We start from the raw sequence: 14,565 nt of genomic DNA on the forward strand, positions 1-14,565 counted from the left end.
CTAATCTCCATCGCACTTTTAGCGCAGTCGTGACCGCAACCCGTCATGGGTTCAGGGAAGACGACCACACCTTCAAACAACGGACATTGATCGGGTCATTCATGAATAAATCAGCAGGCGTGCTTCTTGGAATCGTCGTTGCCATCGGTGCAATCAGCGCCGGCGGAGCCTGGTACACCGGCACCAAACTCGAAGGTGTGCTGAACACCTCGATCGCCGACGCCAACAAAGAGCTGCAAGCCGCGCTGGTCGGTTCCAACGGCAAGGCGTCGCTGGAGCTGGTGTCGCTGGAACGCCATGTGTTCAGCAGCACCGCGCACTACCGCCTCAAGGGTGAAGGCGAGATGTTCGGTGAAGCACCGGTCGAGCTGCTGTTCGTCGATCACATCGAACACGGTCCGCTGCCGTTTTCGCGCCTGGTGTCGCTGAAGTGGCTGCCGGTCCTGGCCACCAGTCACTACGAACTGGAAAGAACGCCTAACACCGAGAAGTGGTTCGCCGCTGCCAAGGACAAATCCCCACTCACGGGCGTGGTCAACATCGGTTACGACAATGCCACCAACGGTACTCTGCAATTGCTGCCGCTGGACGTGGCGCTCGACGACAAGTCCAACCTGAAATTCTCCGGGCTGAACCTCGATGTCGCCGCCAGCGCTCAAGCGCAGAAGGTCAAGGCCGACGGTTACATGGACAGCCTGACACTGAGCACAGTGGCTGAAGATCAGACGCCGGTGAAGGTCGAACTGAACGGCCTGACCCTGGCCAGCAACCTGACAAAAAGTACCTACGGCTACTACACCGGCGACAACACCGTCGAGCTGACCGACAGCAAGACCACCTTCGGCGCCAAGCAGTCGGTCTTGGGTTTCAAGAAATTCGAAATGAAGAACCAGACCGAGGAATCGGGCACCAGCGCCTCGGGGCGTGCCGATTACAAGGTGGGTGAGGTGTCCTTGAACGGCAAGGCCGTCGGCTCTGCTCAGATGGTCATGAGCCTGAAGAACCTCGACATCCCGGCAACAATGTCGTTGATGCAGATTTACCAGACCAAACTGCAACCGTACGAGAGGGCCGCCGCTGAGGCCGTCGCTGCGGGTGAACCGGCGCCAGAGCTGATCCTGACCCCGGCCGAAGAGGCGCAGGTCAAAACCGGCCTGGAGAAACTGCTGGCCGCTGGCCCGCAGGTCGCCCTGGAAAATCTGTCGTTCAACACCCCCAATGGCGAAAGCCGCGCCCACCTGGTGCTCGACCTGACCAAACCACAATCCATGGACCTGCCGCCCGACCTACTGACCCAACAACTGATCGCGCTGCTGGACGTCAACGTGAAAGTGTCCAAGCCCATGCTCGTTGACCTGCTGAGCGTGCAGTCGCAAATCAACGGTCAGACCGACGCCAAGCTCATCGCCGATCAGGCCACTGCTACCGCCGACATGTTTGGCAGCATGGCAGTCGGTACGCAGTTGGCAAAACTGGATGGCAACAACATCGTTTCCAAACTGCATTACGCCAGTAATCAGGTGGAATTCAACGGCCAGAAGATGACCGTCGAAGAGTTTGTCGGGTTTGTCATGAGCAAATTCGGCGGGAATGTCACCGTCCAGTAAAACCAGGGCTTACAGACTGACGCCCGGCCTCTGCACAACGCAGACGCCGGGCGTTTTGCTGTCTGGCGTTTGAAACGGGGGAACAGCCGTTAATTCAGGTCCCGAATCAACCGCCACGCCTCATCCACCGTCAACGGCTGTTTCATCCGCTCGGCGAGCATCGCTATCGCACGTTCTTCATCGCAAGCCACCGCGGCGACCACCAACCCGTCCTTGCCGAACAGGCCGATAAAAGGGGGATGGTCAGGGTCACCTTTGAACTCGACCTCGTCCCAGGTCTCGGCATGTCCAAGGTAGTCGTAGTTTTTACCGAAGTGCCAGGTCCAGAAATAGGGGACGTCGAGGTAATGCTCGTCGCCGCCGAGCATGTTCATCGCCGCGATCCGTGCCTGTTGCTGTGCCAGGCGCCAATGTTCGATCCGTTGGGGCTGGCCGTTGAGCGGGAAGGTCGCGATATCGCCGGCGGCCCAAAGACCATCGGTCACACGCATCCCGCCGTCGACCTTAAGCGACTGGTCTTCTTCCAGGGGAAGGCCGATAAAGGCGCCGGTTGCCGGGCTGACGCCAATGCCGACCAACACCAGATCCGCCGGTAAACGTTGACCGTTGTCCAGGCGTACCGCTTCAACCTTGGTCGTTCCTTCGACGTGCGTGGCTTGGCCATCTGTATGAAACACCACGCCGTTGGCCTCGTGCAGGGCACGAATCGATTTGCCGACGGCATCGCCAAACTGTTTGGCAAAAGGCACTGCGTGGCGGGCCAGAATGGTGACGTCCAGGCCGTATTGGCGCAGGGAGGACGCGGATTCCATGGCAATAAAACTGTCACCGATGATCACCGCTCGTTGGCCTGGTTTTGCCGAGCCCAGAATCCGCTGCGCCTGATCCTTCGAACGCAACACGAACACCTGCGGCAGATCGGCGCCAGGCAGCGTAAGCGGATTGGGTGTGCCCCCGGTGGCGAGCAGGGCTGCGTCGTAGCTCAGCGATTGACCATCAGACAGGTGCAACGTTTTGTTCTCGGCGTCCAGGCTCGTCACTTCAGCGTTTATTCGCTCAATGCGCTGCTCTTGGTAAAAGTGTTCATCACGCAGCGGCGGGACTTCTTCCGGCGGCATCTCCCCGGCAATCACGAATTTGCTTAATACCGTGCGGTCGTAACCGGCGTCGGTTTCACGGTCGATCAACAGCACCCGGCCACCGAAGCCCTTTTCGCGCAACGCCGCCGCGCACGCCGTGCCTGCCGCACCGGCACCGATGATCACAAAGGTTCGCGCGTCGTCCGCCGGTGGGGTGTGAGCGTCGGACATCGGCTGATCGTCGACCCAGACCTCGTCATCGCGCACTTCCAGCGGATAGCGCTTGAGGCTGTCCAGGGCCGGCGGTTCGCACAGCGCACCGTCCTCGATCCGGTACGCAGCCTTGTGCCACGGGCAGATCAAACGTCCGTGGCACAGAGCACCGTCGGCCAGCGGCGCTCCGGCATGGGGGCATTCGCCCTGAAAGGCGCGCAGATGATCGCCTACCCGCAGCAAGACTATTTTCGTGTCCGCGATCAGGACTTCAAGGCCCCGGGTTTCGGACACATCGGCGAAGCGGGCAACGCGGTGCAGTGCCATGTTCATTCTCCAGGCAAGCGTTTCACTTAAGAGTTTGGCGCTTATCTGGAGGTTCAGCCAATTCCCACTGCCACCGAATGAACCGTCCGGCTATAGTTTGCACGCCGACGACGGCCCCACCCGCACAAGGTGCTCCGGTATGACCCGATTGACCTCTCTGAACCCTTGGCTGGCGGCCGTTGCAGTCGCCCTTTGCGTGCAATTTCCGGCGCAGGCCCAGGAGCGTTTCACCCTGAACATCCCAGGTGTCACCGACGATCGACTGTTCACCTCAGCTGCCGCCAGCGATGCGCCCAATTGTGGTGGGCACAACCAGTCACCGGCCTTGAACTGGAACGCCGGCCCGGCGGGCACCCTCAGTTACGCCATTGTCATGCACGATCCTGACGGCCAAAAAGGCCAAGGCGTTGATCACTGGGTGCATTACGGCATCAAAGCCACGACTCATCAGATTGCCGCCGGCGTCGGCGCAAAATCCGCCCTAGAAGGCGTCGGCGGCACCAACAGCAAAGGCACCACAGGTTATGTTGGCCCTTGCCCGCCGGTCGGCGACAGCGCGCACCACTACATCATCCAGCTCTACGCCCTGGACCTGGCGCCGGAAGCTTTGCCCGCCGGCCTGACGCGCGCGCAGCTACTGGAAAAAATCAAAGGCCATGTGCTGAAAAACAGCAGTGTGGTGCGGCGTTATCACCGCTGAAATTAATTTCGGCCGGTTTAACCCGAACCTGAAGAGGGGCTCGTCTCAGAGGATGAATGGATCAACTTCCTCCTGAGGTCAGCCCCCATGTCCCTCCCTCTGCATTTCCTCCGCCCGGCCGCCCAGGGTTTCGCCGCCGGGTTGCTGCTGGCGATTGCCGGTTGCGGCGTTTCATCCAAACCTGATTCCGCCTCGGCTCCGCCACCGGCTCAAGGTGCACTGCCGGCTGAAGTCATGGTGCGCAGCGAGGCTGTCATGGCGGACTCCTCGATGGCCAAGCGCAGCGTGCGTCCGGCGCCGAGCTATGCGCCGATGCCCGCGGGCGAGGCCTACCCGCAGGGCTATCGGGATGAGCAGCGGGAACAGTATCAAGCGCTGGCGGATAACCCGATTCACAGCGTGACCGAAGCGCCCGTCTCGACCTTCAGCGCCGATGTCGACACCGGTGCTTACGCCAACGTCCGCCGCTTGCTCAATCAGGGGCGCCTGCCACCGGAAGGTGCGGTGCGACTGGAGGAGATGGTCAATTACTTTCCCTACAATTACGCATTGCCCACCGATGGCTCGCCCTTCGGCGTGACCACAGAGTTGGCGCCGTCGCCGTGGAACCCGCATACCCGATTGTTGCGCATCGGCATCAAGGCCACAGACCGCGCGGTCGCGGAACTGGCCCCGGCGAACCTGGTGTTTCTGGTGGACGTGTCCGGCTCGATGGACCGACGCGAGGGGTTGCCGCTGGTCAAAAGCACCCTGAAATTGCTGGTCGATCAATTGCGCGAACAGGACCGGGTTTCATTGGTCGTCTATGCCGGCGATTCGCGTGTGGTGCTGGAACCGACGTCCGGACGCGACAAGGCGAAAATTCGTACAGCCATCGATCAATTAACCGCCGGCGGATCAACCGCCGGAGCGTCAGGCATCGAACTGGCCTATCAGATGGCGCAGCAAGCGTTCATTCCCAAAGGCATCAACCGCATCCTGTTGGCCACTGACGGTGACTTCAACGTCGGCATCAGCGACTTCGACAGCCTCAAGCAAATGGCTGTGGATAAACGCAAGACCGGCGTTTCCCTGACCACATTGGGTTTTGGTGTGGATAACTACAATGAACACCTGATGGAACAGTTGGCCGATGCTGGCGACGGCAACTATGCCTACATCGACAACCTGCGCGAGGCGCGCAAGGTGCTGGTGGATCAACTCGGCTCGACCCTCGCGGTCATGGCGAAGAACGTGAAGCTGCAAGTGGAGTTCAACCCGGCACAGGTCAGTGAATATCGGCTGTTGGGGTATGAAAATCGTACGTTGAAGCGTGAGGATTTCAGCAACGACAAGGTCGATGCCGGTGAAATCGGCGCAGGGCATACGGTGACGGCGTTGTACGAAATTGTGCCGAAGGGTGAGAAGGGCTGGTTGGACCGTTGCGCTACGGCAATTCCGGGGCAGTTGCTTCCGGGAAATCTGGGGAAATGGCCATACTGCGCGTGCGATATCAGTTGCCCGAAGGTGGGAACAGTCGCTTGATCGAGCGGCCGATCACTGACAGTGCTGCGCCAGCCAGTGAAGACCTGCGATTTGCGGCGGCAGTCGCGGCGTTTTCCCAGCAGCTCAAGGATGGGCGTTATACCGGTGATTTCAGCTTGAAGGACACCGAGGCTTTGGCTCGCGGTGCGCGGGGCGAAGATCGATTGGGTCTGCGGGCAGAGTTCGTGCAATTGGTGGAGTTGGCGCAAAGTCTGCGAACCACGACTGCATTGAATAGTGAGCCGCTTAAAGGAGGCTACAACTGAAATGTCAGCTCCTCAATCGAGCGACGAATCGCTGCTGGCCCGTTATCGCGCAGGCGACGGGCCGGCGTTCGAGATTTTGTACGCCCGTCACCGCCAAGGGCTCTACCGATTCCTGCTCGGCCTGAGCGGCAAGTCCGAGCTGGCCGAAGAGGTTTACCAGGACACCTGGCTGAGCCTGATCCGCAGCACCAGTCAGCCACAAGGCCGGGCGAATTTTCGTACCTGGCTCTACCAGATTGCCCGCAATCGACTGATCGATCACTGGCGCAAACACGGAATCCACAACCCCTTGCACGACAGCTATGACGAACAAACTCACGCCCTGATCGATGACACTGCCGATCCCGAGCAACTGCTGAGCCTGAGCCGCGACAACCAGCGCCTCGAAGCGGCCCTGCAAAACCTGCCCGCTGACCAGCGCGAAGTGTTCCTGCTGCGCGCCCATGGCGATCTCGACCTGCCGCAGATCGCCACCCTCACCGAAACACCGCTGGAAACCGTCAAAAGCCGCTTGCGCTACGCCCAGCAAAAACAGCGTCGGCTGCTGGCCGAGGAGGTACTGACATGACTGACGCCCGTCCTACGCCAGAAGACGAAGTGGTGAAGCACTATCGTGAACACGCGACCGACGAACCACCGGCCCATCTCGACGCCTTCATCCTGGCCACCGCACACCGTGAAGTCCCTGTGCAGAAACTTGGTCTGTGGAAACGCTGGGTCCAGGCCTGCCAGAAACCCCGTTGGCAGGTCGCATTTGCCAGCCTCGTCGGTGTGGCCCTGATGCTTGCACTGGTGCAACGCACGGAGGAGCAACCGCCGAGTTACGACTTCGCGCCTGCACCTAAGGCGTCTGCACCGGTCACCAAAAAAGAAGCTCCGTCATCGGTTGCGCGTTCTCTGGCTGCCCCGGCCGGCGCCATGTCCGCGCCAGAGCTTGCGGCCCCAATGGCCGATCTTGCTGCCCCAGCGCAGAGCGAATCGATCAGCGCTGAAATGGCTGACGAAGCGAAGGTCAGCAAACGCCCGGCGATAGCTCCGGCAAAGTTTATCGACGATCAATTAAGGGAAGTGATCCGCCTGCAAAAGGCTGGTCAGGCTCAAGCGGCCGCTGACCTGATGGCGACATTGCACAAACGCTTTCCCAAGGAAAATCTCACGGCCAGACTCAAGGATTTGCAGAAAAACTGAGAGGCAGAGCGGTCAGTCATTTGGCATCGACACCCGAAAGCGCGCACTATCGGCCTATAGCCGATGCGTTGGAGGAAGCCATGGCGAAAAAAATCGACCGCATCGCCCAAATGCTCAACTGCCCGGTGAAGGGTCAGGAATTACGGCGCGCGGTGACTGAGAGTCGTAAGGAGTTTCTGCTGGCGAAGCAGGCAGAAGAAGCGTTTGAGGAAGACGTTCTTGATGAAGAAGAGGTTGAGGACGAAGAGGATGATGAATACGACGAGTTTGATTGGACGACTGAATGAAAAAACCGCTTCGGCGTTTTTTTTCAGACTCAGTTGTTCGGTTAAACCGAACAGCTGCATCCAGCGCCCATCCTGAGGCTTTGACGACGGACACAAAAAAGCCCCAGACCCTAAGATCTGAGGCTTTCTCGTTTCTACGTATGGTCCAGGCGAGCTTATTACCCATTCTCTAACCTATTGATAATTTGTAGTTTTTTACTTGATGCCTTGAATGGGGATACACGAGGGGATACATCGACGCCGCTCGAGTTAACAAGCGGCGGCCCTGCATGATTGAGACCAGACTATAGCGTTCTCTCGGCAAGGGTCTTCTGAGCCCAGCGCAGCCAAAGCTTCAGAGCGTTGCCCGTCCGCTTTTTCGTGTGATCTGTCCACTCGATACCCAAGGCTAAAGCAATTTCGTGCCCTAGCTCGAGGCCTTTAATGTCAGGGCGCGTGCTAACGATGTCCTCTGCCTTTGATAAACTTGATGTTCGAGAGACCACGCCAGCCACAAAGCCCGGAATGTCCTCACTAGGAATAGTCTCGATGGCATTAAGGTGTTTGTCGAAGATCTTTAGTTGCTGTAGGCACGTGTACGTGTTCGAGTTGTATTTCTGCTTCAAGTCTTCCTTCGAGAACGGTCCGGCTAAAATATCTGAAATTGCATCGCATATTCTTGCCGGCGGTGCAGACCCAACAAACAATACGCCATTGGCGACTCGTGTAAAATTAATATCGTCCAAAGAAGATAATAGTCTCTGATCTCCAGTGGAAATCATATAATTTCCGTCGGCCGGATAGATCATGCCAACGCCTGAAAGCCACCTTAGAACTCGATTTCCATAAGTTCTTAGAGTAAGTGGTCCCAAACCACTTCGCCTGTTCGTATCTCGGAAAATCTCGAGAAATTCCTCCTCGCTGAACAATAAATTTTCATTCCTTGAAGCACGAAGCCTTCTGAACGACTCGTGGGATTTCCAAAAATCTGCTATTAAATTGATTGCCTCATTTTCGGTGTTGAATGCAGGTATAATTTTAGCTTCTTTTCGGTTGGCCTCTACATGTCCGATATTGACCATGTCTCGGACGATGTTATCGGTGGCGCCATCACTCAGGTTCATATTTTCGCTCAGTCCCTTATAACTAATTGGGCCAGAAGTGAGTAATGATTTAAGCGCTCGAACATACCTGCTGAAATCTGCTTGAGGAATATACGTGACTGGTATGTATGGTATTTTATCGGTCAGGATATAATCTCTGAAAATATCCCAATAAAGAGTTAGCTTTGTGCCGCTACGTATCACCAATCGTCTATCTACAAGTCTCGAAACTACTTCGTCTCCGAAGTTTTGAGCTATCTTGAAAAACTCTGCTGGAGACTGAGCAGCGATTTGATGGATACATCCAACCTCTTGAGAATTTAGACCGTCCAGATCACGCTGGAATAACGTACTGATATTCATGGAGCGGTTCAATGTGTCGACTTGTTCGACTCCACCTTTAGCTGCTTCTAAAATATGTACACATAGCTTTTTAAGTAGCCAGGGAAATCCCTGGCAGTGATCATGAAGTAGTCGACGAAGCTGAGGGATGACCGGCTGGCCCAGTTCTGTTCCAAAGCGGTTAATCGCTAGCGATACCTCGCGCTCCGTGAAGGGAGGCAATTCGATTTCGAACCTACGATCAGCGAGCGAATGCCACATATGATAGGCGTTATGCTCAGTAGGAATGACACCGTCCGTTTTCCAAGAGAAGCCGATAACGATGTTAATCTGTGCTTCTTCCAAAGCTGAGCAGAGCCGTCTTACTTCATCGAATATTTCAACTAAATCAGCTTTGTAGAGCAGCTCTTCAAATTGATCGAAGAATACACATATGAGTTTTGATTCGGTGCTGAGTTGCTGGGAGATGGTTTCCATTAGCTCAGTTGTGAAAAGATTCGCTGTGCTGCCAAATGTAATTTCATCGTCCAGCTTAATGAATCCATTTTTCAGTGCTTCTTTTATTGCGGAGATGACAGCGAGCTCAGGAAATCTTTTCGTTGTTGCGGCTCGTGAGTCAGCTGTAAAGACAAAGTATTTGTTGCGATGGCGTTGATTGGAAGCTTTCGCCGCGATTTTCAAAACGCTAGAGCTTTTACCCCATCCGGAAGGGGCTTTGAGTGCGATCTGGCGCGTCTTCGTTTTACCTAATCGTACCTTATCAAAAAAACTGAAAACATCTGCTTGGATAGTCTCTCGTCCCACGTAGTCTTCAGGTCGTGCCGGGCGATAATCTGCCCAGTGGTCAGCGACTGGCACGCGAACAATACTCTCGAGTTCCATTCTTAGTTTCGAGGCAGCGGGGCCTTCTGAGGGCTTTTCTACAGAAACGCACGGCATGCACACGGTGGTATCAGTAGTTGCCATCCAGTCAAAAAAATCTTTACTAGAAATTGCTACGCCCGTAGCTGCATCAAATATTAACGACGCGTTGGGGATAAGCGTGTTTTTGTCAATAAGCGGTATCGCCCAAAAGTCTCCGCGAGAAGTTATGGAAAGTATTGCTTCATGACCGATTTTAAACTTTGTCAAATCGATAGATAGCTTTTCTGGGTCAACTACGCTTTTTGCAGAAATCAAACGTGGAATTAGTGTTTCTGGCGTAAATATCCGAAGTTTACGTCTTTCGTCAGTTGGTTTTAGATTCCATTCAAGCTCAAAGCCTTTGGCGTCCTTACTCAGGTCAAACGTTGAAATCAGCCATCCGCTGGAGTAATTTTTAAAATAAACGTTGCCGAGGAGTTTTTGCAGCACTTCTGAGCTGATGTTAGAGCGGTAGGCTTTGCACTCGACGAAGTGCTGCTCAGAGGTTTGGAGATCCTCGGCTAAAAGGTCTACTTCAGAAGCTGTAAGTCTCACTTGTTGTTTGACAGAGAAGTGTAGGCATTCTAAGAATTTCTTAGCAAAGCGCTCCAACAGACCTCCCCGCTCAGTACTGGACGTTCCGTCATTCACTGCTACTTCAATGTAGTACTTCATTCGTTCTTCCTAGAGCGGCCGGTCTGTGTTTGCAAGCCTTGGCGAGACGCGCCAAGAATGCCACGGACTAGTCTCGGTAGGGAAATCCTGTTCGGGTGGGTACGGCCGCTGCGGGGGCGGAAAAAATTGGTGCAATCCATACTGTACATGCAGGGATTTGCAGGTATGGCGTAGGGTAGTTGACGGCTCGCGAAGCCTTACGTGGTGTGAGTTTCGATAGCTTGCAGGGGTGTAGAAAAAGTGACCTATTTAGGCCGCAGGTGTGGTGGGGGGACAACGGCGCGCGCCAGGTGAAGGCCGGTCCGGACATCGAGGTCAGATGCTGCCTTGTGGGATTCAGAAATAGGGGATGTTGGAACAGCCTACTGAAGGATCTCGCCATGGGCGCAGTCTTATACATTTGCCACGGGTTTTGGACGGTAGGTGGCACTGATTTGGGAGATATCGCAAACAAAAAAAGCCGCTAATAAGCGGCTAATGGTTGGGAGCAAAACAGGAGCTATACCTGCTTTAACTGAAACTCACGACGATAGCCATCAGGAGCTGGCATGGAGCCGCCAGTTGCTCTCAGGCGCATGAGCCCGAGTGGGGTGGTGGCAATAATTTCGCCAGGTACAGGCGTCGGCACGGTAGCCAGATTAGCTACCGCAGGCCTCGCATCTTGTTTAAGCAACCGCATCAGCCTTACCGAAAATTTGCGCCAAGCATCGGCGTCCACATCCCGTATATCAACGGGCGCCGTTGGTTGTTCAACCGCCCTGTGAGCGGCCATGCACTGGACCTCGCAAATGCTATAAGCCGAGCGTGCAGTAATCAGGAAATCTTCATCTGTCATCAGGGATACAAGCCGCTGTTCAAGATCAGAAGCATTGATGCTCGCAGCGCTCGCTGTCAACTTGAAGCGCGCCTCCGCCATCGCGAGTGCAGTCTGGTTGACGAGCTCCGCTCGTGCTTCGGCTGTCATGCGAATTGTTTGGGCCTTTTGCTTTGCCAGGATGCTCCGATCTATTTCAGCATTGACCTTGCGTTGGTCTACGTTCTGTTGCTCCGCCAACTGTTTCCACTGTGAGTTGCTCGCCTCGGCTTCAGCCTCCAGTGCCTCTGCCACCGATATCAAGCGTTTGGTTTCGTTCGCTATCTCCAAAAATCGACTTTGTGCCATTTGATAGGCCGCTCGGTCGATTTCAAAATTTGCATTGGCCTCTGCCAGCAAATCGGAGGTTTCGGAATTGGTATTTGTCTCAGTCATAGAGTGTCTCCGTCAAAGAATGGCCGACAGGGTGCCGGCTGGATTGCAGCCGGGAGCGCGCAGGGAGAACCTGTGTCGTCCCCGGCAGTTAGTTGCCTAGATCAAATGGTTTTAGGTCTGTCAATGGAAACGGCTCATACCCCCCTTGTTCACACGACTGAATTTAAAATCGCCGGGAACACGGGAATGCGGGATCAAGGCCCAGAAACCGGGCGTTCCAGAGGTGTTATTTGTTCCCCGCTTTTTTTTACCGGGAACAAGGTATGGGAGAGGGCTCTCTTTTAAACAGAGTTGTGTTCCCTTGTTCCCACTCTTATGTCTTATTAGGGAACGCTGTAAGCCCCGGCATTGCTGGGGTGTTCCCACTGTTCCCGTGTTCCCGCTGGAAAATGAGTCTTGTAGGTAGTGGCATGGGTCCAAGCTCATTGACTTTCCCCCTCACTTTCCAACAGGTCGGGGTCAATAACGTAAAAACGGGAACTGCCTCCGCCTGGCGTGCGTTGCTTCTTCATCCACCGCTTGCCATTGGCTTCTTGGTCAAACTTGACCAGTGCCTCGACGCCGATCAGGGCGCGAACGATTCTTTCCCTGCCAAAGCCGGAGGCTGCTTCCAGCAGAGCAGGTGCGTTAAACAGGTACAGGCGCTTGTCGAATTCCACCTCGTAGTAACCAGCTCGGTCCCGTACGGTGATATTGGCGTGTTGGGCATGCACATCTGAGAAGCGGCTATCGCCATGTAGGGCGATGAAGTTAGCAATGCCGCGCAAGATCTGACGGTCTTCGGCGTTGCCGTCCCCCATACGAGTCAGCCATTCGTTGAACAACTGGCGGCATGCGTTGGTAGCGGAACCAGCAGGCCACCCGACCAGATTATGTTCAATGGCCAATTCTCCCGCTAACGCCATGATGGCGAACCGATCAGCTACCCGGCCCGCTTGTGAGCTTTCGGTTTCGAAGGCACTACGCACTTGTGCGAAGGCGCTATAGAGATCTTTTGGCTGCTGAATCAGAGCCTCCACGAACGTGGGGCCAAGATGACCATAATGTTGCGTTACGGCATCACTGAGAATGCGGTGGAAATCTTGCCCGGTCTTTCCATGCACATCATCGAAGGCGCGATGGGTCCGTGTACCGGCGTTCACATCGACCATGCGCAGTTCGGCTCCAGCGTGCGCACCGTTGCCACCGATTGCGGCATGCTCGGACAAGGAGCGCTCACCACTGGAAAGGGCCAGAACACGCCAAGTCAATTTGGCGCGGCCCTCTCGCTCGCGGGTCATGGTGCTTTTGCCCATGCCGTTAGCGATAGCGTAGGCCATCTCCTGCACTCGCTTGGGGTCGGCACGCTTGATCTCGTCCAGAATCAGCACGGTGTCATTGCGAGATGCGGCCTCGATCTCAACACCGCCCTTAGATACGTCCCAGGAGGCGGCAAAGGTGCCAGGATCGCCCCATACGGACGCTGCAAGAAGCTGCGCCAATGATTTGCCGCTGGACGAGTCACCAACCAGGTGAATACCGCCACCGTTCACGCCAACCTTGGCCAGCAATGGGCCTGCCAGGGCGCAGCACACCGACAGGATCAAAACCGGATTGCCGAGGCACAGCGGCGCAATTTCGGATTGCCAAGTCTCAAGAGTGCCTCTGCAGGTGAACAGGTTCGCTGACCGGCCGGAGCTTTGATAACGCACGTTGTCGCCACCAATCACCCGGGATGGTAGGACGAATGCTCCCGATTCATGCCAGCCTGGCTTGGTTGTCGTGGCGATAATTAACGCTGGTGCATGGTGGCTGGCTAGATACGGCGCAACATGGCGCCGGTGGTGGTACTCGATGGTCAGTCCCTGTCGCATCAACGCTTTCATTACGTCGTCAGCTTTGCCCGCAAGCGCCTCCATGGGCATGACCCACTCGATGCGTCGGCCACGGTAGTCGAAGCTCAACAGGCGACCGATGCTGCCGTCGTCACTGTTCACCGTCTCAGCTTCCACATACAGCGGGGCGCAGATCCAGTGATCAACTTCAATCGCTTTCTCTTCCGGACCACTGAATTTAACTCCGTGGTACCAAGTGCCCGCCTTGTACTGCTTGCCCTCAACAACGTTCGATTGCTGATACACAGCAAACCGGGGGCGGTCGAGTTTGTCCGGAGCCGGTGCTTTGGGTTCCCCTACTAAACTGAGGTCGGGCTTTTTTTCCTGTGGGCTGCTCACGGCTGTTTCTTCCTGTGTTGACTGCTCCAAACATCCAGGTCGTTGAAGTCGGAAAGCCCGATTGGGGCGTCTGCTGGCCAGTCGGGGAAAACCACCAGTGCGTCCGCCGCATTGGCTGCGCGGTTGGCCGCGGTGCGCCCCGGATTTCCGAGTGTCTGTCGGTCGTCGTCGCCGGCAATGACCAGCTCCACTGTTTGCCCATAGCGCTCACGCATGGCGATGGCCACGGGTTTGAGGTTGCCCGCGTTCATCGCGCAGACCACAGGGCTGCCGGTATGAACATGCAGTGTGGCGCCGGTCGCCCAGCCTTCGCAGACATACAATCGGCAGCCTTCGCTGATCCTGCCTAACGGTGAGTAGCAGCTCTGAACACGGCCCCCCGTCAGAAAGCGTTTGGTGCCGCAGCCATCGATGATCTGTAGGTTGACCAAGTGCCCATCCCAGCAAAGTGGTATCAGCAGACGACCTTGACTCAATTGCCGCAACCGCAACGGCTGAACACCTTTTGCTTGCAGGTAGGCGTGCTGCCGATCGGCCGGTTTGGCCATCTGCCAAAGCTTCGCTGCTTGGTTCGCGGCTTGACGTTGTTTTTGCTGTAGCCGCTCCTGCTCAAGTTGAATGGTTGCCCGGCGAGTTTCCTCAGCGATCCTTATGCGTTGTTCGAGCTGTTGGGCGTCGATGCCCGTCGAGTTAAAAAAGCCCAAGGTCAGTCGCTGATCGATTTCTTGCGCAGCCTCAACTTGGCGGCAGCCGCGCAAATACGCCAGCAGCGACACCAAGTCACCGCCATGGGCGTTGTCGTCTGCAAAGTCGTTCCACCGGCCACTGTCCAGAGAAATGCCAAAAGACCCGGCTTGGCGATCACCTCGAGCAGTGTTGAGCGCCACCCACTCTCGTCCATTGCGCTTAC

General features: G+C 56.0%; 10 protein-coding genes and 1 pseudogene. 6 read left to right on the forward strand and 5 right to left on the reverse strand.

Features of this window, described 5'->3' with window-relative positions; all coding sequences use genetic code 11:
* The first annotated feature begins 101 nt into the window (after nt 1–101).
* Entirely contained in the window at nt 102–1,607 is a 1,506-nt protein-coding gene (locus E3W21_RS09680; protein WP_129439517.1) for a YdgA family protein, read from the forward strand.
* A gap of 89 nt (nt 1,608–1,696) precedes the next feature.
* Here E3W21_RS09680 and E3W21_RS09685 read toward each other — a convergent pair whose 3' ends face one another.
* A complete protein-coding gene (locus E3W21_RS09685) occupies nt 1,697–3,226 on the reverse strand; it encodes an apoptosis inducing factor family protein (RefSeq protein WP_134419224.1) in 1,530 nt (509 codons plus the stop codon).
* A 139-nt stretch (nt 3,227–3,365) separates the two neighbouring features.
* Here E3W21_RS09685 and E3W21_RS09690 point away from each other — a divergent pair, with 139 nt between their 5' ends.
* From E3W21_RS09690 to E3W21_RS09710, 5 genes and pseudogenes are all read left to right on the forward strand, one after another.
* The gene (locus tag E3W21_RS09690; RefSeq protein WP_129439513.1) at nt 3,366–3,926 is read left to right on the forward strand and encodes a YbhB/YbcL family Raf kinase inhibitor-like protein; all 561 of its coding nucleotides are present in this window, start codon (nt 3,366–3,368) and stop codon (nt 3,924–3,926) included.
* An 87-nt stretch (nt 3,927–4,013) separates the two neighbouring features.
* Nucleotides 4,014–5,716, forward strand: a pseudogene (locus E3W21_RS09695) (von Willebrand factor type A domain-containing protein).
* Nucleotide 5,717: 1 nt separating this feature from the next.
* A complete protein-coding gene (locus E3W21_RS09700) occupies nt 5,718–6,284 on the forward strand; it encodes an RNA polymerase sigma factor (protein WP_134419225.1) in 567 nt (188 codons plus the stop codon).
* Nucleotides 6,281–6,904, forward strand: coding sequence for a hypothetical protein (locus E3W21_RS09705; protein WP_134419226.1), 624 nt, complete (start codon nt 6,281–6,283; stop codon nt 6,902–6,904). The genes E3W21_RS09700 and E3W21_RS09705 overlap by 4 nt, the downstream gene beginning before the upstream one ends.
* Before the next feature lie 20 nt (nt 6,905–6,924).
* Nucleotides 6,925–7,191, forward strand: a complete 267-nt coding sequence (locus E3W21_RS09710) for a hypothetical protein (protein ID WP_256661540.1) — start codon at nt 6,925–6,927, stop codon at nt 7,189–7,191.
* 284 nt (nt 7,192–7,475) lie between these two features.
* Here the strand turns inward: E3W21_RS09710 and E3W21_RS09715 are convergent, their stop codons facing one another.
* The 4 genes from E3W21_RS09715 to E3W21_RS09730 form a co-directional block, all read right to left on the reverse strand.
* Nucleotides 7,476–10,193 (reverse strand): restriction endonuclease, encoded by a 2,718-nt coding sequence (locus tag E3W21_RS09715; RefSeq protein WP_134419228.1) that lies wholly within the window; start codon nt 10,191–10,193, stop codon nt 7,476–7,478.
* A gap of 499 nt (nt 10,194–10,692) precedes the next feature.
* The gene (locus tag E3W21_RS09720; protein WP_134419229.1) at nt 10,693–11,442 is read right to left on the reverse strand and encodes a hypothetical protein; all 750 of its coding nucleotides are present in this window, start codon (nt 11,440–11,442) and stop codon (nt 10,693–10,695) included.
* Between the two features lie 422 nt (nt 11,443–11,864).
* Nucleotides 11,865–13,655: a DUF927 domain-containing protein gene (locus tag E3W21_RS09725; RefSeq protein ID WP_134419230.1), complete on the reverse strand. Its 1,791-nt coding sequence runs from the start codon at nt 13,653–13,655 to the stop codon at nt 11,865–11,867.
* Nucleotides 13,652–14,431, reverse strand: coding sequence for a toprim domain-containing protein (locus E3W21_RS09730; protein ID WP_305955682.1), 780 nt, complete (start codon nt 14,429–14,431; stop codon nt 13,652–13,654). The genes E3W21_RS09725 and E3W21_RS09730 overlap by 4 nt, the downstream gene beginning before the upstream one ends.
* Between the last annotated feature and the right edge of the window lie 134 nt (nt 14,432–14,565).

This window comes from Pseudomonas sp. F01002 (genome assembly GCF_004402115.1).
Classification (GTDB): Bacteria; Pseudomonadota; Gammaproteobacteria; order Pseudomonadales; family Pseudomonadaceae; genus Aquipseudomonas; species Aquipseudomonas frigoris.

What these genes read in the sequence shown, in the direction of transcription:
- E3W21_RS09715 (WP_134419228.1), bottom strand. Translation starts at nt 10,193, where the DNA reads ATGAAGTACTACATTGAAGTAGCAGTGAATGACGGAACGTCCAGTACT.
- E3W21_RS09685 (WP_134419224.1), bottom strand. Translation starts at nt 3,226, where the DNA reads ATGGCACTGCACCGCGTTGCCCGCTTCGCCGATGTGTCCGAAACCCGG.
- E3W21_RS09720 (WP_134419229.1), bottom strand. Translation starts at nt 11,442, where the DNA reads ATGACTGAGACAAATACCAATTCCGAAACCTCCGATTTGCTGGCAGAG.
- E3W21_RS09680 (WP_129439517.1), top strand. Translation starts at nt 102, where the DNA reads ATGAATAAATCAGCAGGCGTGCTTCTTGGAATCGTCGTTGCCATCGGT.
- E3W21_RS09700 (WP_134419225.1), top strand. Translation starts at nt 5,718, where the DNA reads ATGTCAGCTCCTCAATCGAGCGACGAATCGCTGCTGGCCCGTTATCGC.
- E3W21_RS09690 (WP_129439513.1), top strand. Translation starts at nt 3,366, where the DNA reads ATGACCCGATTGACCTCTCTGAACCCTTGGCTGGCGGCCGTTGCAGTC.
- E3W21_RS09705 (WP_134419226.1), top strand. Translation starts at nt 6,281, where the DNA reads ATGACTGACGCCCGTCCTACGCCAGAAGACGAAGTGGTGAAGCACTAT.